Genomic DNA, 20,901 nt, shown 5'->3' with positions numbered 1-20,901 from the left:
TATTATGGAACATCTATTGCAAGTGCAACACCTGAACAAATCTTATAAGAAATCCAACTTTAACTTAAGTGATATTTCTTTCACTTTAAAACCCGGCGAAGTAATTGGGTTAGTTGGAAAGAACGGTTCCGGTAAATCAACGCTAATTAATACGTTGGTAGGCAATCGTTTCAAAGATTCTGGAGAGATTTCATTCTTTGATAAAGTAGTATCTGACAAAGATCATGATTATAAAGAACATATAGGCGTCGTATTTGATGATTTACGTGTCCCAGATAAACTCGAAATCAAAGATATGGATAAAGTTTTTGCGAATATTTTCAAAACATGGAACAGCGCTCGTTTCTTTGAAGTCATTCAACGTTTCGAATTACCAACTAACGCTCAAATTAAAACATTCTCAAGAGGAATGCGTATGAAAGCAGCCTTAGCCATGGCTTTAGCGCATGATACAAAATTACTCATACTGGATGAAGCAACTGCTGGTATGGACGTATCAGGGCGTGAAGAAGTCATTGAAATGTTGGAAGACTATATTTCAGAGGGTAATGGCATACTCATTTCATCTCATATTTCCGAAGATATAGAACATTTAGCTACAAAATTAATCTTTATGCGTGATGGTGAAATTGTACTTCAAGAAAGTAAAGAACACTTGTTAAATCAATACGGAATTGTAGAAATTGATGAACATGATGATTTAGAAATTCCACAAGACATCATCATTGCATCAAGAGTAAGACAAGGTAAACGCCAAATCTTAATTAAAGATTGGTCTAGTGTTACGAATGCTCACCCACTTAACAATATTGATGACGCGACAAAATTAATTATGAGAGGTGATAAATAATGAAAGGTCTAATATTAAGTAGTTTTTACGCATCTAAAAAGCCACTTATCACATATTTAATTGTAGCCATTATAGCAAGTTTCTTATTTGCCTTCATAAACCCAGCAATGGCATGCTTCTTACCAATGATTTTCTTATTGTCACCGGTGACAGATAACTTAAAACGTGAAAAAGACTCAAAGTGGATGTATTATGTCTCAACATTGCCATCACACCGTAGTGCTTATGTTAAAAGCTATTTCGCATTTTATGGCATACTCATCTTTATCGGATTAATTATTGGTTTAATTGCAGTATTAGCGATACATCAGAATTTAATGTTAACACTTATTTCAGGTTTAGTAGGTATTGGTGCGGCAGGCACATATGCTATCATGTTCCCGTTAACATTTAAATTTGGTCCTGAAAATTCAAATGTCATCATGATTTCAACATCGGTTATCGTTCTTATTTTATTCTTTATTACTTACTTTGGTGTTATTATGTCTGCCATTGCACGTTCAGGTTCATTCTCTGATTTAGGAACAAATCCTACAGATATCCTTTTCATTAGTTTATATGCAATACTTGGTTTGATTTGTTTAGTGGCTTCTTATTTTATTTCATTAGCCATTTTCAACAAACAAGAGTTATAAAGTTCAGATTATAAAACATGAATACACATATAATTGGTTCTAAACACTAGGAAGCAACAGCTATCCAATGTTTAGAACTTTTTTTGCGTCCTAAAGTCTATATGCGTCATTCCTTCATTATAGGGTATGGATTAATAAAAGCTTTTAACAAAGGAGTCCTCATTTAATGGATATACAAGCTATTGAACGCTATTTGGGTATAGATGCTTCACAATACGACCATCCCACAGTTGAAGCACTCGATTATTATATAAATCGATATATGATGACGGTGCCTTTTGAAAATATAAATGTACAAAACGACGTACCTATCTCTGTAGAGATTGACAATCTGTTCGATAAAATAATCAATCAGCATCGAGGTGGTTTCTGCTATGAAATGAACCACTTCTTCGGTACCTACCTTGAAGAAAAAGGTTTCACTGTACATCGCATGCCAGCAACTGTACATCAACCCGGTGGGCATACAAGTCCTCATGGTTCTCATATGTCACTCGTAGTTCCTATTGATAATATCAATTATGTAGCTGACGTAGGCTTTGGCGACTTACCTTTACAATCATTACGTATCGCTTCCCTAGATCCAACACATCCTGTTACAGATTTAACAGGCCAATTTCGCGCTATTTCTGAAAATGAAGACACATATATCGTACAAAAACTTGAAAATGAACAATGGGTTACACGTTACGAAGCCGAAATGAAACCTCAAAACATTCATGATTTCGACGATATGATTGAATATAATTCTAAAAATCCTGAGTCTATCTTTGTAAAACAACTCATGATTACTAAACCACAATTATTTGGACGTGCTACGATGTCGTTTAATCACCTAACATTAAGCAAACAAGACAATAAAGAACAAATTGATGTCACATCTGATAATTATCGTGACATGCTTGAGAAGTACTTCAACCTAGACGTAACAATCGAACCACTCGAACAATAAATTAATTTTCCAAACGAAATAAGACATAAAAGTGTAATTAAGAGGTGTAAGTGATGAGTAATATAGAAATTATCGGCGCAAAACAGAATAATTTAAAAAATATAAACGTAACGATTCCAAAGCATCAGTTAACTGTTTTTACAGGGCGGTCAGGCTCGGGGAAGTCTTCACTCGTCTTTAATACTGTCGCTGCAGAATCAGAAAGATTGTTAAACGAAACTTATTCAAGTTATGTCCAACATCAGCTCACACAATATGAGAAACCAGATGTTGATCAAATTAAAAATCTTCCCGTTGCAATGATTATTAATCAGAAGCGACTTGGAGGTAATTCACGCTCCACGGTAGGTACGATTTCTGATATTTATGCTTCCGTACGTCTTTTATGGTCTCGTATTGGTGAACCTTTCGTAGGTTATTCTGACATCTTTTCATTTAATAATCCTAAAGGGATGTGTGAGACATGTTCTGGTTTAGGCTACGTTGAAGATATCGATTTAGATGAGTTATTAGATTACGATAAATCACTTAATGAAGATGCAATTAAGTTCCCTTCTTTTAGACCAGACAGCTGGCGTGGTAAACGTTATGTATATTCTGGTTTATTCGATAATGATAAAAAGTTAAAAGACTATACTAAAGAAGAAATGGATACGTTTCTTTATACAGAACCTACTAAATTAAAAAATCCGCCAGCAAATTGGCCTAGAACTGCTAAATTTGAAGGATTAATTCATAGATTTCGTCGTTCATTTTTACTAAATGATAATTTTGAAAAGAAACGTTTCAAAGCAGATATTGATCGCGTCGTCTCTAAACATGACTGTCCAAGTTGTCATGGTCAACGTCTTAATGACAAAGTATTAAGTTGTAAAATCCATGGCTTAAATATAGCAGAATTTACGAACTTACAAATCGACGAGGCGTTAGCCTTTTTAGAAAAAATAAAATCAGACAAGGCACGTGTGATTATCGAACCACTCAAACAACAACTTGAAGCATTAAGTTATATCGGTTTAAATTACTTAACTCTAGCGAGAGAAACGACTTCTTTATCTGGTGGTGAATCACAACGCATCAAACTGATTCGTCATTTAAACAGTCCATTAAGTGACCTTGTTTATATCATTGATGAACCAAGCGTCGGCTTACATCCTGAGGACATTCAACGTATCAATGACATCATTCAATCCCTAAAAGATAAAGGAAATACCGTTCTCGTCGTTGAGCATGACCCTGACGTTATTAAGACGGCTGACCACATCATTGATTTAGGTCCGCGCGCTGGTAAACATGGTGGCGAGATTACCTTCACAGGTAGCTACAAGGACTTACTTCAATCTGAGACAAGTACTGGCCATGCGTTGAAACAAACGCACACCTTGAAGTCTGAATTACGTCAGCCTAACGAAATGATTAACATTTCAAACATTAGTCGCAACAACCTAAATAATATTTCTACTGAACTACCGAAACATGCAATGACGGTCGTCACTGGCGTGGCTGGTTCAGGTAAAAGTTCGCTCATTACAGCAGCATTTGAAAGTAATCAAGAAGCCATTTTCATCGATCAGAAACCTGTGCATGCATCTAATCGTTCTAACCTACTCACTTATTTAGATATCTTTGATGATGTGCGTAGTTTCTTTAGTAAACATACTGGACTTAAAAAAAGCATATTTAGTTATAATTCTGAAGGTGCGTGTCCAGAATGTCATGGTAAAGGTGTATTGAAAACGGAGCTTGCGTTTATGCCGGACTTTTCACAAGTGTGCGAAATGTGTGGTGGCACAAGATACCGTCCTGAAGTATTAGAGGCGAAAGTAGATGGCTATTCTATTGCTGATATTTTAGCGTTGACCGTTGAAGAAGCGATTGAGAAGTTTAGTGATAGTCCTAATATTATACGTCCACTTCAAGCTTTAGCTGATACGGGACTTAACTATATGACGTTAGGTCAATCTCTCGATACGTTATCAGGCGGGGAAACTCAACGCGTAAAGTTAAGTCGTTATCTTACACAAGATGTGACAAATCAACTGTTCATCTTTGACGAACCAACAACTGGCTTACATGAAGATGACTTACCTATATTAATTGATTGCTTTAATAATCTGATTGATGAAGGCAATACAGTTATCTTAATCGAACATAACTTAACGATGATGACGCAAGCAGATTGGTTAATTGATATCGGACCTTTCGCTGGAGATAAAGGGGGCCAATTGCTTTATGCAGGCCAACCAGAAGGTATTTTTGAAGTTGAAAATTCAGTAACCGCAAAACATTTGAAAGATTATATTAAACATTAATTTCTAATATTCAATACTAATAACCCCCGCATGATGGCTGATGTCACGCGGGGGTTAAAGCTTGCACGATAAAAGTTTACCTACACTTATAGTAACTTGTGCTGCTGTAACAATTCTTCAATATAGGTGTTCTTAATTTTCTTCAAGAAAGCATTTAGGGCGAATTGTTGAATTTTATTTTGTTCAGCTAATTCTGTTAAATTTTTGCGATCATTTAATTCATACAGTGCCTCCATGAGCACACGTATATCGAATTCTGACGCAACCACTTCAGGGACACCTCTATCAATATCCAAGAGTTGGTATACCGCTTCCATTGCGGTTCTTACGGAATATTCTGTTGTAAAGACCGTATCTCTTTCTGTTTCAGCAAAATTTCCAATAAAGGCTAAGTTACGAGAATCCTTAGGCACGACAAGTGGTCTATCACCAACGGCTCTAGGCATAAAATATGAACAGATATATGGCATATAGACAGGTATACTATTACAGTGATTGTGGGCGAGGTTTTCTATTTGATTGTCAGGGATGCCTATATGATATAACCACTCTTGGCAAATTTCGCTACCACTACATTCAATAATAGGTTTATGAATATAATCGCCTTCTACATTAGAGTATAAGCCGTAAACCCATACACTCATTTCGTCTTTCGGCTGTGTTTTAAATTGTTGTTGTCGATTAATAGTAAAGCTCATTTGCCAATTAGAATCATTTACAGTAATAATACCACCTGTAACGGTCTTGCCAGATAAAGGATTTCGTTTACATATACGTTCAATGGTGTCGATAATCGTTTTGTTATTGGTAGTAACAGTTGCTGAGACGAACCAACTTTTGTCAGGTAAATCTTGGTAGAACTTTTCAGGGTAACCAAACTCAGGGCTTTGTTTCGCAAGATTACGCCATAAGTTCCAACTACCGCCGGGTTGATGATCAGGGGACGCCGGCGTGTCATTATCTCCGTAAGTTGAACTTTCTGTGATACTGCCATTCGTCATAAAGACGAAATCATTTGGCGTTAGTGTAATCGTTTCAAGTTGACCTTGACGTTTCAATTGAATTTCTCGAGCAACTTTCTCTTTAGTTGTGACATCCACTTTAATATCAAGCACTTGTACATCATACTGGAACTGGACATCATGGGACTTTAAATAAGCAATCATAGGACGTAAGAGTGATTCATATTGATTATATTTGGTGAATTTCAAAGCACTGAAATCAGCTAATCCACCAATATGATGAACAAATCTCATTAAATATCGACGCATTTCCATTGCAGAATGCCAAGGTTCGAAGGCAAACATTGTTTTCCAATAAATCCAGAAATTGGAATGCATAAAATCATTCGAAAAGACATCTGAAATTTTCACGTCATTCAAATCTGCTTCTCTCTTCAAACATAAAGCAACGATTTCTTTAATGGCTTGTTTTGTTAATGTGAAGTCACCATCAGTGGCTAGCTGATGCCCCCTTTTTTCAATAACACGACATCGTGAGTAATTGGGATCCTCTTTGTTCAACCAATAAAACTCATCTAAGACGGAAGCGCCTTCTATTTCTAATGATGGGATGGAGCGAAATAGATCCCATAAACATTCGAAATGATTCTCCATTTCCCTTCCGCCACGTACAACGTAGCCTTTCATCGGAAGTTCAGCACCATCCAAACTTCCACCAGGTTTAGATAACTCCTCTAAAACATGGATTTTTGACCCATCCATTTGCCCATCTCTAATCAAGAAACATGCAGCTGCTAAAGACTCTAATCCAGACCCGATTAGATAAGCAGACTTTCCCTCTACATTTTCTGGTTTTTTAGGACGCGCAAATGCTTCATAATTTCCATTACTATAGTACATATATTTCACTTCCCAAGCGTTCAGTATTTTTTAAATTGTTCTGAAAAGTAGTAAACTATAAGTAATTCTTTATGAAATTAATCTACCCTTCGACCTTATTATAGGGAGGCCATCATGTTAATTGTGCGTCAATAAGAAGGAAATGTAACTTAAGTGACAAATACGTAAAATTGTCCGATATGGGGAGTGATCAACTTTGAATCCACAAGATTTACGCGTTCAAAAAACACGCCAAGCTATATTAACTACGTTCTTTGAACTTCTCCAAACAAAGACGTTCGAACAAATTACGATTCAAGATTTATGTGATAAAGCCAATATTCGCAGGTCTACATTTTATCGTCATTTTAATGATAAATATGATTTATTAAATTACGGTATTGGGCTAATGATTGATCATTTTAGAGCGTTATATTTACCAGAAATTAATCCAGATAATCCTCGTCATTTTTTTGAAAAGTTAATCAAGGATATTTTGCAGTTTATTCATGAGAATAAAGCGATTGTGCGGAGCGTCATTAATTTAAACTATTATGGTGAAGTTTATAGTATCTTTTATGACCAAATTTACGAAGCTGTAAAAAAACAAATTGAATTCGATCAACGAAGCGGGCAATTTTATGTAGATACAATGATGTATGGCCAATTTCTAACCGGAGGCATCTTGAGTGTGATTACTAACTAGCTTCAACAAGGACAACAACAGTCCATTGATAAAGTCACTACAGAAATCGTGGCACTCATTTGTGGCGCTAGAGAAATCCATTTGAAAAAGTTGAAATAGTATGACTATGTCTATCTAAAAAATGAACTATGAATGTTTTATCCAAAATAAAATTCATAGTTCATCTTTAGAATACTTTCAAAAAACTATTAAATATATTAGCTATACACTAAATCTAAGAATTCTTTAGGTGAGGTTAGTGCTTGTTGTAACTTATTACTTTTAACTAATGAAACGAATATTGAACATGCTTCAGCCTGACAATTAAAGGATCGTTTAGGATTAAATTCAATATCTGTAAAAGCATCAAATTCAATTATTTTATTAGCTAATACTGTGTTTTTAGATAAAGCATTAATATAAAGCCAATTATAAAAATAAGTTTTAGGTTCTAATGGAAATTCTTGGTTAAAACATTCAAATTTAATTAATTTATCATTGTCATCAATCTCTCGTAACTTGTGCTTTATTTCTTTTATAGATAAATTTTCTTCTAATAAAAAAGACTGTTTACCTGCTTTTTCATACACTTTACTTGTCTGGAACAATTCTTCGACTGTAAAAATATGTCCTTTTTTTGTTTTAACTTTCAAATTAAACGCACTAGCTTGAACCCCTATGTCTATCGGCGATTTACTTGAAATTTCTAAAATATTGTATTGAGGCATTTTCTTAGAAAATGCTTCATGTAAACTAGTAATATTTTTTTGTTTTTGTGATTTAGAAAAACCTGAAATCCATTTAAATTCAATATTTTTCTTGTCGTAGTATCCATTATTTTTATTTACTAAATATACGTATCTATTAGCCATTTTTTAAATTAATACCCCTTCTTCAGGTAATGCACCATCTTGCAATGCTTTATTTATTGAATTTCCCTCAAATAATGGTTCACAGTATTTGATTTTAATCTCACTTAAATCTATTCCACATAATTCCAATCTTAATTTTTCTTTTTCTGCTTTATCCTGATTATGAAAAATTAATCCTTTAATATTCTCTTTTGGAATTTTATGTTTAATCATTACTTCAGCTTGAATATTTGTAGGAATATTATCAGGTGTAAACATACTGCGTTCATATTTTACCCGTTGCTCTTCATGTTTTTTCTTCTGGTTACCATCTATTCTCTTAATTTTCTTTCCATATACTATACTATTAAACATACCTTCAAACGCTTCACTACCACTCTTAATTAATTTACCTCTTTCAGTAGCAGCATTAACAGAACAAAATAAAGTAGTTTCATCAATGATTTCTGGGTCAATTTCTAAAATCACCCATTCACTGAATAATTTTTCCTTTTCTCTATTACGGATTGTATTAAAATACAATCCATTAGGATATTGAACAGACGTACAAATATAATCTTTCTTTCCATCAATTCTTAGTTCATCTGTAGGTTTCAAAAATGATTTATCTGTTATTAAACTATTAGCTATAATACCTTCATGACTATCGTTTCCATCTCCTAAAATAAAAGGTAAATTATTTGTTCTTGTAAAATGACAAAGACGAGTGATATGACGTTTTTTTATAATACTCTTATCCATATTTCATTACTCCCTAAAATATAAATATTTCTCAAATGTTTCTGAGTTTAATAATGGCGATAATTCTCCCGTAGCAGTGATATATAGTCTTTCTCTTGCCCTTGTTATACCTACATATATTCGTGCGATATGCTCTTCTAATAACTCTGTTCCGACTTGCTCAATTGCGAAAGTTTCATCGTCTAAATTAAGTTCTTCATTTTCTAGACTTACTGTTTCCTTGAATGTTTCTGTATCCATAAATGGTAAAAATACGATATCAAACTCTAGTCCTTTAATTTGAAAATACGTTCCTAAATATATTATTCTTTCCGTTCCATTTTTCTGAGCATCTCTGACATTTCTATACTCTATATGATTTTTTTCTAATTGTTTTTTTACATCTTTATATTTATGAGTTGGAACTATGATAGCAATATTTCGGAATTTATTATCAGTTTGATTTACTTTTTCGAGATAATGCATAATTTCTGCCATTTCCTTGTTCTGATCTTTATATATAATTACTCTTGGTGGTTTTCCTTCACGCTTACCTTTTTTAGCGTTGATATAGTACTCACTGCTTTTATCAAAATAATCAGATTCGGTTATTAGTTCTGCAAATTCACTTATCTCTTTGGTATTACGATAATTATTATCTAAAGTATGTCTTTTAAACTGGTTCATATTGATACCTAATGATTTAAAAGAAACCCTTTTCCCAAAGACACCTTGATTAACATCACCTAATAAAGTTAAAAAACCATAACTCCCTAATAAATCATTAATAGTCATCAACATATCTGACGTGAAATCTTGAAATTCGTCTATAAATACATATTTATATTTAAATTGACGATTAAACTCCTCTTTTTCAGTTATAAAACTTAACATTTCTCTAACTTTAGTACCGACATCCTCAAAGTCGAAGACCCCTTCATAATCATCTGAAGCTCTTAATTCTTGATATTTTTGATAAACTTCATAAAAATAAGGACGTTTAGCACGTTCTATACGCGTATCTCTTCTTCCAATACGTTCCGCTTCAATATATTCTGTTTCATCTTGAATTGACATTTGTTGCATCCATCTAATTTCATCTATAAAGACTTTAAGTGGTCTTTGTAGTGTTTTTTCTTGAGGATGATTTTTCTTTACTATTTCTAAAGCCTGTTCAACAATTTTATTTTTTTCATTATTATAATTCTTAGCTACGTTATACTTTTCATTAATATAATTTTTTAAAAGTGGGATTTCATTTCCATAATATTCCCATAATTGAGTAATTAGTTTTTTCATAAATATATGATATGTATCTACAGTTAAATTATGAGGTGCTTCTTCATTTCTTGAAGAAGCAATAGCAGCTAATTTTTCTTTCATATCATTATTTACCGGCTTATTAAAAGTAAGTAACACAATATTTTCAGAAGGATTTACCTTAGCTAGCCAATACACTCTATACAAAGCTAATAATGATTTTCCGCTTCCTGCACTTCCTGTTACAAACAAATTTTTTTCTTCAGGCAAATACAAAATTTCAGTTTGATGACCTATTAATCTAGGTAAACTCATATTCACACTCCCCCATCTCATAAACAATATATTTAATATTTATATTTAGTTTTCCCCTATATTTTTACAAAATAACATCTTCATTCTATAATTGAATTAATTTATTTGTATATTTAAACATTATTAAATTTAGGTGGGTGAGATATGTCATTTTCAAGTGAAGAAACTATTTTAAAGCTACAAAAAGAAAATAAAAAACTCATAGAAGAAAATGAGTCTCTTAAAACTAGAATGAATATTCCTTCAAATAAAGGAGAACAAATAACAGCAGATCATTTACAATTAGTTTTAGAAGATTTAAAAAGAAACGGAGTTATATCAAAATATAAGGTATACAATAATTTATCTATTGATGGAATTGAAAATAATTCTCCTAGACAAATTGATCATTTAATAATCACTACCCGAGGTATTTTCGTTATTGAAACAAAACATTGGAAAGGCGATATTTATTATAATTTTAGTGAGAAAGATTTAAATAAATATAATCTTGGAGGATTAAAAGAGTATTTATATGACGAGGAAGCAAAAAGTTATAAAACTTTCATCTTAGATAGCAATAATTATAATTTAGTATTTAATTCATATGGGCACCCGTTTAAGCAGGTTTTGACAACTGCCAAAGCAGTTAAAGAAAAATTTTCCTTAGATTTTGTAAATCCTATTATTTATTTTAATTATTGCGGTGACTACAAACTTTATATAGGAAATAATGAAAAATATGTAAGTTGTGCTTCTTCTAAAAATGAATTATCTGATACAATCTATAAAAAAATGACTACTGACAATAAATTTAATCGTTATTACTCTGACGATGAAATCAATGAAATTTCTCAAAGAGTAGAACGTCCTTTTAAATTAAACATTAATGATTGAAAAAATTTAAAAATATAAATATATTTAAACACCTCAAAACTATTTATTTGAATAGATAATTTTGAGGTGACTTTTGAATAATTTTTAAAAATTGTTAGATTAACTTTGTATAGCTAAAAAATATATTTCCTTTTTAATATAAATTCCATTTCTTTTCTACGGCTACTTTAGGAGAGCTTGTGTTAGGTAAAAAACTACGTTTATAAGAGACATAGGCTTGATTATTATTATTTACTTTAATTTGCCATTTCTTTCTATCTTTCGGCACGGTATCATATAAATCCTTTTTCACTTCATAAGTACGGTTTCCTATCGTATGTTTACCTTTAGAAAGCACTTTTTTATATTCATATTGTTGACGATAGTATTGAATAATATGATTTCCTATCTTATTTCTACTGTATCTCGCATACCCATCCCCATAAGGTTTAACGTTCATCACAGTTTCGTTTAAACGTAAGTGATTTAATTTATTAGTTAACGTAATATTGTAACCTTTATCACTTGTCCCTGTTTTTAAACCGTCTGTACCTGGTAAATAGAGCGGTTGAGTTCTTAACGATAGATTCGTATTCGTAAAGGTATAACCTTTTTGTGTATCTTGAAGCATTTGCGTTACCTTCAATATTTCAGGATGCTTAGCGATGAGTTCATGCGCTAATATAGTCATATCTTTCGAAGTACTTGTAGGATAAATTTGATTTCTATATCTTGATGGTGCGCATTGTCCCAATAAATTATTTTGTGCACCGGCAGGATTAACAAAATGCGTATTATACATATTAAATATTTGGGCTTGTTGATTCATTTTATCTGTAAATGCTGATGTATTGCCACTTACTTTTTCTCCTAAAATGAGAGCTGCTGCATTACTTGAAGGCAAGGCAGCTTGTATAATTAATTGATCAATCGTATATATTTGTCCTGTCTGTAATGGCACAGAAGTTAAATTGGGTGCTTTAGATAATTGTGCATATTGCGCCTTTATTTTTACAGTGTCATTTAACTTTAGTTTTCCACTATCAATGGCTTCATATACTAAATATAAGGTCATCATTTTAGACAATGAAGCTGGATCAGCCTTTTTATTTCCCTGGTAATCATATAAAATTTGACCCTGTTGTGTCGTTAAAGTAACGCCATCTGGTTGATAATACGAGCTGACTTCATTAGGATGAAGTCGATTAGAAATATTTACTGGTGTTTCTGCTGCATATGTGCTTGTTGCACTTAATAAAGCTATAAAACTGATGCTTCCTATACTCTTTACTATTTTCTGAAACATGTCCTTCCCTACTTTTTATATTTTTTATATTGAACAATTTATTATAACTTATTTTTGCTTGTTAATTACATATTAATTTAAAAAATAAACGATTTTACCATCTATTAATAAAGTTATATTAGTAATTAAATTAATAATAACTCGTTTCATCTTTTCAAAATAAAAACTCTGAAAAGAATTTGATGTGTTCTTCTCAGAGTTTCTATGATTCTACGTGATACCCGACGCATAAATCAGTTATTTATAATCTTTGTCACCTTTAAAATATTTACGGTCCTCTTTGCTATAGACTTTTTCCGGATCTAAGAATGGTTTCAATTTATATTTAAATTCATATAAGTTTAAACCATCGATAGCCACACGGTCTTGATAAACACTGTCTTTACCAATATCTGTAAAGTTATTAGGTCCTACACCCGCAATGTACTTAAAGCCTGCTTGGTGATCTAAATAATTATATGCTTGTGAGCCTCTATCTTGCGCACCATGTGGGAAAATGAAGAGGTCCGTTTTACCTACGATTGGTGTTACTTCTTTCTCCCATCGTTTGGTATCAGCAACTATACGATCGTATGAACTATGAGCGAAGTCGATATGTCCCCAAGAATGACTTGCGAATGTCCAACCATCACGTTTCATTGCATTTGCGACTTTAGTGGCTTGCTCCTTACGTTTATCATAATCTTTACTATCTAATTCATTTGTACGATAGCCAAGCACACCATTATAACCTGTTAAAGCAACGACGCCTTTTTGCCCATTATATGAGAAATCAGGATGTTTTTTCACAAAGTTATTTAAAATTGGCACGATATCATTTGTCTCACTTTGTGTGACTTTGCCATCTTTACCTTTCGTTTCAGATACTACGTGATTATTTTTATCTAACACTAAACGGTCTGCATAACCATGACCACGCATATACTCATAGTAATTCATATCATCGATAGATAAGATAAGTGGTTTTTTACCTTTAGGTAATTTAATTTCTTTCTTTTTAACTGGATTTGATTTTAAATCAAAAACATCATGCGGATCTACTAATATGTAATTATGTTTATAAAGCTCATCTAACGATTTATTGAACTCATCAACGGTAATCATCCAATCATTATTTCCTTTAGCAGAATTTGGATCCCCCGTAAATGCTACCTTTGGTTCTGTAATTAGTGGATGATAGAAGACATGCGCAACATCGCCCTTATATGTAACCCAATCTTTTTGGTCTTTGTTTTCCTTCTTCGCATACATGTTTTCTTCTTTTTTTCTATCTTCTGCGGATTTCTTGTCTTTCCCATCTTGTGATTGTGATGTAGATTGACAGGCACATAAGACAATTGCTAATAAAATTGTGCCTAGCCCAAGTAAATATTTTTTAGCCATTCATCTGCTCCTTTAAATTGAGTGTAAATTTTATGCCGTTCACCAATTTATTATATAGTATTGTTATATTATTTATAATACATCAATTAGAACTTAACAAAATTTTTACATGAATTTAATCACACAGATGAATAAATAGCCTAATTTTTATTTACCAGTTTCACAATGACATTGATAATAAGAATAAAGACAATAATAGACTTTATAATAAGTTCATATAATTGTGGCATATTAATCGTACTAATCAGGCAGAAAGCAATAATAAGGACGAGTGCTATCTTGTCATAAATATCAAAGTTCATATCATTCACCCTTTCTTTGATACAAGCGAACACCGCCCACTTAAGATACACTCTAAAGTTAATGGTGTTCATTATCGTTATCTATTTTAGCTTCTATTTTCAAAAATAAAAATTTAAAATTCTAAATTGGCTTCTAAGTCTTCAAACGTTGGCATACCACCTTGTGCGCCCATGCCTGTCACAGAATAACTAGCGGCTAAGTTAGCAAAAGAAACCGCGTCTGCAAGGTCATATCCTTTCTGTAACCCTACTGCAAGCGCCCCATTAAACGTATCGCCGGCGCCAGTTGTATCTTTCACTTCACGCTTAAACCCTTTTATTTCCACTTGTTCGAGGCCGTTATGATACACCGCACCTAGTTCGCCTAACGTCACGATCAATTTATCAGGATAACGTTCTAAAGCACCATCAACATCGCCTTCAAACATATTCTCACTTTCTTTTTCATTCGGTGTGAGATACGTCACTTGCTCAAGTACTTCGTCAGAAATATCTCTGTACGGTGCTGGATTTAAAATAGAAATCACGTCATGTTCATAACAATATTTCACTGCCGCTTCGACCGTTTCAGCCGGAATCTCTTGTTGCAATAGTACGATATCGCCAGGCTGAGTAGATGCTAAAGCCTCTTGAACATAGTCAGGCGTTACTTCATTATTCGCAGATGGCACGACAATAATGCTGTTATCACTATCAGCCAATGTGATGTGCGCAGTACCTGAAGGACCTTCCGTAGGTTTCACATGTTCCACATTAATTTGGTTATGTTTTAAATTTTGGAAAATGTCTTCCCCAAACGTATCGTTGCCAATACGACCAATCATATGTACATCTCGCCCTAAACGTGCAGCTGCTACAGCTTGGTTGGCACCTTTACCACCCGGTGTCGTGAAAAATGACTCGCCGAGTACGGTTTCACCTTTTCCAGGGACCTTATCCGTCGCTACAACTAAATCCATCGACATACTTCCAATTACATAAATTTGTCTCTCCATCGGTTACACCTCTTTATTATTGTCTGATGTCTTAGTCTTATCATACCCAACTTCATTCGAGAGGGAAAATATAAAATAAGAGCCGGATGTTGAAATCCGACTCCCTAACGCTCTACGTTATACTTCATTTGTCTGTGTATCTTTACCAGCAAAGAGCACAATCCACGTCGCGAAGATAAATGGCGCGGTAAAGATAGGCAAACCTACTGGTGCAAGCATTGTAGCTAAGGCCCCATGCATCACTACTGTAAGCAATAAGCCACTGATAACAGCCACGTAGGTATTTAATTTCGTATTGAAAATAGCGCCTAATGCGATACCAGTTAAGATAGAATTATAACCATACAAGCCATTGGTAATAGATGGGTAATCTCCTCCAAGTAAGACGATAAAAATTACAGCTAAAATACTTGAAATTACGGCATAAATCCCTGCTTTAACTGAACCTATAAAGATACCGATAATAATTAAAATACTTCCGATAATCGAAGTCACAAGGAAAATCTCACTAAAGTTCGTCGTAATCCCACTGAGCCAGCTAATATGATTATGGTTGATTTCTGGGTGCTTAATCTGTTGTGGCAAGATATCGATGCTGACGTGCAATTTCGCAAATTGTGTCGTCATTGCTAAAACAAGCCATGACATTAAAACGAAAGGAAACGTCAACATTGGTACACCAAAAGGTTTCAACAATTCACGGATGGCTGCGCCAACAGGTAACGTTAAAATGGTTGCTAAGATTAGTACAATCCAAGCTACTACACTTGATTCTAAGAATAATGCCAAACCGATAGCAGTTAAAACCGAGTTATAACCAGCTAAACCATCTTGAATTTCTGTGTCACTATAATTGAAGAATGGTGCTAATAGCAATGCTAAACCGCTTCCTATCATAGCGGCTAAACCAACTTCCCAGTTTGCTATAAATAATCCTATTAAGATGAATAACCCCGTCCACATATTATTCATGAACACAACTTGTCCAATGTTTTTAAAGAATACTTCTAAATATTTCACATACTCACCTTACTCTTTATTATTTGTTTTATTAACTTACAAATTTTAACATTTATATTTATTGTTTAAAAATAAATTTTCAAAAATTTAAAAATATAAAGATAAAGTTTTTCAAAATATAGTTTACTTATAAAAATCAGAAAAGTTAGTGAAATGCGATACTATATTCATCTAGTCATAAATTAATTTGAAAAATACAAAAGCGATTAATCATTTCACTCACCTTACTAAAGGATTGCATGTCATGATTAACCGCATTTTGTTACTATCAATTTTATTTTATCGTTTTTTTCTTCTATATTATTAAGAAATAAATGAGGAGTTTCCATAATTTTCTCATTATCTTATATCATTAAATATATACTCATATATCTCTTTTGCTACTTGGTCGAAGTTGTCGACGTTAAGTGAGATATAGAATTTCAATTTAGGTTCTGTGCCTGAAGGTCTTAGGGCAATGAAGCCTTCTTCAAAGATGATTCTAATGACGTTCGCTTGTGGTAATGTAATGGTTTTTACGTTATTATCTTTTTTATTTACACGTTGTAATGTGTCGTAATCCTCCACTGCGATGACGTTTAAACCTGCGATAGTGTCAGGGATATGACGTCTGACTTTAGTCATTAAATCTGCAATATGTTGTTGGCCTCGTTTACCTTCAAACACTTTTGAAACAAGGTGATCACGATAGTGTCCTACCTCATCATAGATTTCGTTTAAAGCGTCATGAAGTGTTTTGCCTTCATTTTCTAAAATAGAAGCATATTTAATAACTAAAGGCACGATTTGAACGGCATCTTTGTCTCGTACGAAATCATCGGCTAGGTAGCCATAACTTTCTTCGTAAGCGAATAGAAATGATTGGTCATCGGCAAATTCGCGAATCGCTTTGGCAATATGTTTGAAACCAATTAAGACTTCCTTCACAGTGATCCCATGTTGTTGCGCAAGCCGCTTACCTAATTCCCCGCTAACGATAGATTGGATAACAACGGGATGTTTAGGGAGCGTCGTATGTTCAATAAGATATTTAATGAGTAATGCTCCAATTTCGTTGCCACCGAAGTAATAGATTTGACCATCTTTGTGTCGCTCAACAAAACCCATACGATCAACGTCAGGATCTGTGGCGATAATAAGATTTGCGTCAATGTCTTGAGCTTGTTGGATGGCTAAGTCAAAGGCTTCGCGTTCTTCGGGATTTGCGCTTTTCACAGAACTGAAATTAGGGTCGACTTGGCACTGTGCTTCAACCAAGTTAAAGCTTTGAAAATGAAGGTACTGTAAAATATCGGGAATAATGGGTACACCAGTGCCATGTAAACTTGTATATACGACCTTTAAATCTGACTGCGGAATATCTCCAACAAGACGAGTAATTTCATTAATATAATTATTGTAAACGTCATCTGGTAAAGTATGAATATTCTTCTTAATCAACGTAGGTTCAAAATTTACTTCTAATTGAAGTGGATCTTCTAAGTGATTAATATATTTAGCGACTTCCAATGAAGTTTCTTCATCTAATTGTGCACCATCTGAACCATACACTTTAATACCGTTATAATCTTTAGGATTATGGCTTGCTGTAATCATGATACCTGCAGAAGTATGTAAGTGTCTTACGGCATATGATAATTCTGGCGTAGTCTTATATTGTTCAGCTAAGTAGACTTTAATATGATTTGAAGCAAGAATTTGAGAAATCAGTTCTGCAAATTCTGCAGATAAGTGACGAATATCATAGTGAATGACAATCGAAGGATGCGCCTCTTTATCGTGTAAATAGTTAGCAATACCTAGCGCTAAACGTTGGATAGTATAGCGATTTAGACGACCGGGGCCAAGCCCAAATTGACCGCGAATACCCGCTGTACCGAAAGCTAATTCAGTTTCAAAGCCTTCTTCTTGGAATTCAGGCGTTTGCGCATCATAAAATGATGCCACAAGACTTTCTTCTTTATGTTTCATCCAACTGTCTTTCATCATATACTCCTTTCATACTTATACAGATGTCTTATTATTCTATTTTAGTATACTGGAAATTCGCACAAGTTTCATTGGATTAGAAAATATGCATTACTTAGTAATCATTTAGCACGTCTAAATAAACTTACAATAAGTTACTCTTAGTGATAAATTACATTTATAAATTAATTCCATTGGCAACACCAAACCCCTCACTATCGCTCTAGTGAGGGGTTTTACTTATTTTATTCTTACTGAAATTGATAGCTTTCATGTCCTTTGGCGAAGCCTTCTACGGTATAGATCATAGAACCGCCTTCTGAACCATTTTCAATATCATTCGTACAGATTAATAGTTGATTTGTACCTGGAATAAATTGTGGATGTGTTGAACGTAGCATTTTACCTTCATCACGGCCAGGCATTAAAATTTGTCCAATTGGATAACCACGTTTATTAAAGACTAACACACGTCCTTGTCCATACATTGCTACATATAAATTATCATCGCTATCAATACATACTGAGTCTGGTCCTTCATGGCCAGTAAAGTAATATGGAATCGTTGCGCCAAATGGTGCAATCGTTACGCCATCGTCTTCTAATTGGATACGGTGAAGTCGATTAGTTGTCGTTTCCGTTACCCATAATACTTTTTCATCCGTACTTAACGCTACACCATTCGCGACAGAAATATTTTGAATCACTGGTGTGACCGTCTTGAAGTCAGGTGACACATAGTAAACGCCGCCTTTAGGATTTGTCGAATAACCTCTGAAATCTGTGAAGTAGAATCCGCCTTTACTGTCGAAGACCATGTCATCAATGCAGTATTCTGAGTTTAATTCAGAAATAATTTCTTCAAAGTTGTCACCATGTTCATCCGTCGCAAAGATGCCTCCCGTAGATTCGAAGTCACCTAAATAACATGTGAATAGGCGTCCATCTTTATGGATTTTAACTGCAGCTGGATTTTGTTTTGTTGATTGGAATGCAGTAGATACTTCTTTCGTTTTTGTATCCACTTTAAAGATTTTGCCACCAAATACTTCACATAAAAATAGATTATGATCTCTATCAAAGATTAATCCTTCTAATTGAAGCCCTTCATCTGAAATTTTTACCCAAGGTTCTGCGGTCACCGTTTGTAGTTCACTTTCTGAAATAATCGGTACTGCACTTTTCGACGCACCTGTATATGTAAGTTTCGGTAATGATTCGTTTGACATAAGATAGAGTTCCTCCTTTTTGAAAAGTAAAATTTTAATTTCTCAATTTCTAATATACGCTTTAATATCATGGTACTATATGTAATCGTTTTCAAAAAGAGATATTGCTCACTCAACTAGGTCTGTTGTCCTATTTTCAAAACTGAAATATTGAAAGTTATTGTAAATTTGGTAAAATAATATAATGTTGATTTTTATAAAAAACGAAAAGAACGATTATTTAAACGATTACGGCTTGCCCTTACGATAAATTCAAAAATTTAAGAGGAGAATCAGAAAATGGATTATAGAGTGTTATTATATTACAAATATACAACGATTGATGACCCTGAAACATTTGCAGCTGAGCACTTAGAATTCTGTAAAGCAAACAACTTAAAAGGTAGAATCTTAGTTTCTACTGAAGGTATTAACGGTACGTTGTCAGGTACGAAAGAAGACACAGATAAATATATCGAGCACATGCATGCGGATGAACGTTTCGCAGATATGACGTTCAAGATTGATGAAGCTGAAGGCCACGCATTCAAGAAAATGCACGTACGTCCTAGAAATGAAATCGTTGCATTAGGTTTAGAAGATGACGTTGACCCACGTGTAACTACAGGTAAATACTACTCACCAAGTGAATTTAAAGAAGCATTAGAAGATGAGGACACAGTCATCTTAGATGCACGTAATGACTACGAATTTGACTTAGGTCACTTCCGTGGCGCAATTCGTCCAGATATCACACGTTTCAGAGACTTACCAGATTGGATTCGTGAGAACAAAGACCAATTAGAAGGTAAAAACATCGTAACGTATTGTACAGGCGGTATCCGTTGTGAAAAATTCTCTGGCTGGTTAGTTAAAGAAGGCTTCGAGAACGTTGGTCAATTACACGGTGGTATTGCGACTTATGGTAAAGATCCTGAAACTAAAGGGGAATATTGGGACGGTAAAATGTATGTATTCGACGAACGTATCAGTGTAGACGTTAACCAAGTTGAGAAAACAGTTATCGGTAAAGAACACTTCGACGGTACACCTTGCGAACGTTACATTAACTGTGCCAACCCTGAATGTAATAAACAAATTCTTGTTTCAGAGGAAAATGAAGAAAAATACCTTGGCGCTTGTTCATACGATTGTGCCAAACATCCACGTAATCGCTATGTAGCTAAAAATGACATTAGCGAAGAAGAATGGAATCGTCGTTTAGAAAACTTTAAAGACGTACCAGAACACGCACACGCTTAATATATGAATTATATCCCTTATGAGATTTAAATGGCTCTACGTCAAATCGGACTGATGAGTCCTAATATTGAGATTAAGCAACCTTAGGTTGTTTAATCTCTTTTTTTGTTGTTGAGGCAAATAGTCGCGAAGTTATAATAATTCGATTACGTAAATTAT

The 20,901-nt window shown here is 33.8% G+C and carries 18 protein-coding genes; 7 read left to right on the top strand and 11 right to left on the bottom strand.

All coding sequences use genetic code 11. From position 1 onward, the window contains the following. Positions 1 to 4 precede the first annotated feature (4 nt). The 4 genes from E2558_RS11730 to E2558_RS11715 all read left to right on the top strand — a co-directional run bounded on the left by E2558_RS11730 (position 5) and on the right by E2558_RS11715 (position 4,749). The gene (locus tag E2558_RS11730) at positions 5 to 850 is read left to right on the top strand and encodes an ABC transporter ATP-binding protein (RefSeq protein ID WP_126564557.1); all 846 of its coding nucleotides are present in this window, start codon (positions 5 to 7) and stop codon (positions 848 to 850) included. After that, the gene (locus E2558_RS11725) at positions 850 to 1,485 is read left to right on the top strand and encodes an ABC-2 transporter permease (RefSeq protein ID WP_126564558.1); all 636 of its coding nucleotides are present in this window, start codon (positions 850 to 852) and stop codon (positions 1,483 to 1,485) included. Before E2558_RS11730 ends, E2558_RS11725 begins: the two co-directional genes overlap by 1 nt. A gap of 166 nt (positions 1,486 to 1,651) precedes the next feature. Next, positions 1,652 to 2,437 (top strand): arylamine N-acetyltransferase, encoded by a 786-nt coding sequence (locus E2558_RS11720; RefSeq protein WP_126564559.1) that lies wholly within the window; start codon positions 1,652 to 1,654, stop codon positions 2,435 to 2,437. 53 nt (positions 2,438 to 2,490) lie between these two features. Further along, positions 2,491 to 4,749, top strand: coding sequence for an ATP-binding cassette domain-containing protein (locus tag E2558_RS11715; protein ID WP_126564560.1), 2,259 nt, complete (start codon positions 2,491 to 2,493; stop codon positions 4,747 to 4,749). 86 nt (positions 4,750 to 4,835) lie between these two features. Here the strand turns inward: E2558_RS11715 and E2558_RS11710 are convergent, their stop codons facing one another. Further along, positions 4,836 to 6,611 carry an oleate hydratase gene (locus E2558_RS11710; RefSeq protein ID WP_126564561.1) on the bottom strand — a complete coding sequence of 592 codons (1,776 nt, stop codon included), beginning with the start codon at positions 6,609 to 6,611 and terminating at the stop codon, positions 4,836 to 4,838. Positions 6,612 to 6,807: 196 nt separating this feature from the next. Between E2558_RS11710 and E2558_RS11705 the strand changes: the two genes are divergently transcribed. Then, entirely contained in the window at positions 6,808 to 7,296 is a 489-nt protein-coding gene (locus E2558_RS11705) for a TetR/AcrR family transcriptional regulator (protein WP_229716440.1), read from the top strand. 197 nt (positions 7,297 to 7,493) lie between these two features. Here the strand turns inward: E2558_RS11705 and E2558_RS11700 are convergent, their stop codons facing one another. Genes E2558_RS11700 through E2558_RS11690 form a run of 3 tightly spaced genes read right to left on the bottom strand, consistent with a single transcriptional unit; the run spans position 7,494 to position 10,442 of the window. Next, entirely contained in the window at positions 7,494 to 8,147 is a 654-nt protein-coding gene (locus tag E2558_RS11700; protein WP_126564562.1) for a DarT1-associated NADAR antitoxin family protein, read from the bottom strand. A gap of 3 nt (positions 8,148 to 8,150) precedes the next feature. Beyond that, complete coding sequence (locus tag E2558_RS11695; protein WP_126564563.1) at positions 8,151 to 8,888, bottom strand: DarT ssDNA thymidine ADP-ribosyltransferase family protein; 738 nt, start codon at positions 8,886 to 8,888, stop codon at positions 8,151 to 8,153. Between the two features lie 6 nt (positions 8,889 to 8,894). Beyond that, positions 8,895 to 10,442 (bottom strand): UvrD-helicase domain-containing protein, encoded by a 1,548-nt coding sequence (locus E2558_RS11690; protein WP_168210255.1) that lies wholly within the window; start codon positions 10,440 to 10,442, stop codon positions 8,895 to 8,897. 144 nt (positions 10,443 to 10,586) lie between these two features. On the opposite strand from E2558_RS11690, the gene E2558_RS11685 reads away from it, so the two are divergent. Next, the gene (locus E2558_RS11685; protein ID WP_126564565.1) at positions 10,587 to 11,318 is read left to right on the top strand and encodes a nuclease-related domain-containing protein; all 732 of its coding nucleotides are present in this window, start codon (positions 10,587 to 10,589) and stop codon (positions 11,316 to 11,318) included. A 133-nt stretch (positions 11,319 to 11,451) separates the two neighbouring features. Here the strand turns inward: E2558_RS11685 and pbp4 are convergent, their stop codons facing one another. The 7 genes from pbp4 to E2558_RS11655 all read right to left on the bottom strand — a co-directional run bounded on the left by pbp4 (position 11,452) and on the right by E2558_RS11655 (position 19,500). Then, entirely contained in the window at positions 11,452 to 12,603 is a 1,152-nt protein-coding gene (gene pbp4, locus E2558_RS11680; RefSeq protein ID WP_126564566.1) for a penicillin-binding protein PBP4, read from the bottom strand. Positions 12,604 to 12,840: 237 nt separating this feature from the next. Then, positions 12,841 to 13,986 carry a polysaccharide deacetylase family protein gene (locus tag E2558_RS11675; RefSeq protein ID WP_126564567.1) on the bottom strand — a complete coding sequence of 382 codons (1,146 nt, stop codon included), beginning with the start codon at positions 13,984 to 13,986 and terminating at the stop codon, positions 12,841 to 12,843. A 140-nt stretch (positions 13,987 to 14,126) separates the two neighbouring features. Next, complete coding sequence (locus E2558_RS12400; protein ID WP_168210254.1) at positions 14,127 to 14,288, bottom strand: hypothetical protein; 162 nt, start codon at positions 14,286 to 14,288, stop codon at positions 14,127 to 14,129. 113 nt (positions 14,289 to 14,401) lie between these two features. Further along, positions 14,402 to 15,283 (bottom strand): ribokinase, encoded by an 882-nt coding sequence (gene rbsK / locus E2558_RS11670; RefSeq protein ID WP_126564568.1) that lies wholly within the window; start codon positions 15,281 to 15,283, stop codon positions 14,402 to 14,404. Between the two features lie 117 nt (positions 15,284 to 15,400). Beyond that, the gene (gene yut, locus E2558_RS11665) at positions 15,401 to 16,303 is read right to left on the bottom strand and encodes an urea transporter (RefSeq protein ID WP_126564569.1); all 903 of its coding nucleotides are present in this window, start codon (positions 16,301 to 16,303) and stop codon (positions 15,401 to 15,403) included. Positions 16,304 to 16,642: 339 nt separating this feature from the next. Next, complete coding sequence (locus E2558_RS11660) at positions 16,643 to 18,289, bottom strand: phospho-sugar mutase (RefSeq protein WP_126564570.1); 1,647 nt, start codon at positions 18,287 to 18,289, stop codon at positions 16,643 to 16,645. A gap of 233 nt (positions 18,290 to 18,522) precedes the next feature. Further along, a complete protein-coding gene (locus E2558_RS11655) occupies positions 18,523 to 19,500 on the bottom strand; it encodes an SMP-30/gluconolactonase/LRE family protein (protein WP_126564571.1) in 978 nt (325 codons plus the stop codon). Positions 19,501 to 19,779: 279 nt separating this feature from the next. On the opposite strand from E2558_RS11655, the gene trhO reads away from it, so the two are divergent. Then, complete coding sequence (gene trhO, locus E2558_RS11650; protein WP_126564572.1) at positions 19,780 to 20,742, top strand: oxygen-dependent tRNA uridine(34) hydroxylase TrhO; 963 nt, start codon at positions 19,780 to 19,782, stop codon at positions 20,740 to 20,742. The last annotated feature ends 159 nt before the right edge of the window (positions 20,743 to 20,901 follow it).

Origin of the sequence: Staphylococcus pragensis, assembly GCF_004785665.1 — a bacterium.
GTDB classification, from domain to species: Bacteria; Bacillota; Bacilli; order Staphylococcales; family Staphylococcaceae; genus Staphylococcus; species Staphylococcus pragensis.
Note: the sequence above shows the minus strand (reverse complement) of the source record. Positions and strands in the feature narration are given on the sequence as shown.

Bases quoted from the DNA above. Each gene is read 5' to 3' on its own strand.
- E2558_RS11730 (WP_126564557.1), top strand. From the start codon at position 5: ATGGAACATCTATTGCAAGTGCAACACCTGAACAAATCTTATAAGAAA.
- E2558_RS11725 (WP_126564558.1), top strand. From the start codon at position 850: ATGAAAGGTCTAATATTAAGTAGTTTTTACGCATCTAAAAAGCCACTT.
- E2558_RS11720 (WP_126564559.1), top strand. From the start codon at position 1,652: ATGGATATACAAGCTATTGAACGCTATTTGGGTATAGATGCTTCACAA.
- E2558_RS11715 (WP_126564560.1), top strand. From the start codon at position 2,491: ATGAGTAATATAGAAATTATCGGCGCAAAACAGAATAATTTAAAAAAT.
- E2558_RS11710 (WP_126564561.1), bottom strand. From the start codon at position 6,611: ATGTACTATAGTAATGGAAATTATGAAGCATTTGCGCGTCCTAAAAAA.
- E2558_RS11700 (WP_126564562.1), bottom strand. From the start codon at position 8,147: ATGGCTAATAGATACGTATATTTAGTAAATAAAAATAATGGATACTAC.
- E2558_RS11695 (WP_126564563.1), bottom strand. From the start codon at position 8,888: ATGGATAAGAGTATTATAAAAAAACGTCATATCACTCGTCTTTGTCAT.
- E2558_RS11690 (WP_168210255.1), bottom strand. From the start codon at position 10,442: ATGAGTTTACCTAGATTAATAGGTCATCAAACTGAAATTTTGTATTTG.
- E2558_RS11685 (WP_126564565.1), top strand. From the start codon at position 10,587: ATGTCATTTTCAAGTGAAGAAACTATTTTAAAGCTACAAAAAGAAAAT.
- pbp4 (WP_126564566.1), bottom strand. From the start codon at position 12,603: ATGTTTCAGAAAATAGTAAAGAGTATAGGAAGCATCAGTTTTATAGCT.
- E2558_RS11675 (WP_126564567.1), bottom strand. From the start codon at position 13,986: ATGGCTAAAAAATATTTACTTGGGCTAGGCACAATTTTATTAGCAATT.
- E2558_RS12400 (WP_168210254.1), bottom strand. From the start codon at position 14,288: ATGAACTTTGATATTTATGACAAGATAGCACTCGTCCTTATTATTGCT.
- rbsK (WP_126564568.1), bottom strand. From the start codon at position 15,283: ATGGAGAGACAAATTTATGTAATTGGAAGTATGTCGATGGATTTAGTT.
- E2558_RS11660 (WP_126564570.1), bottom strand. From the start codon at position 18,289: ATGAAAGACAGTTGGATGAAACATAAAGAAGAAAGTCTTGTGGCATCA.
- E2558_RS11655 (WP_126564571.1), bottom strand. From the start codon at position 19,500: ATGTCAAACGAATCATTACCGAAACTTACATATACAGGTGCGTCGAAA.
- trhO (WP_126564572.1), top strand. From the start codon at position 19,780: ATGGATTATAGAGTGTTATTATATTACAAATATACAACGATTGATGAC.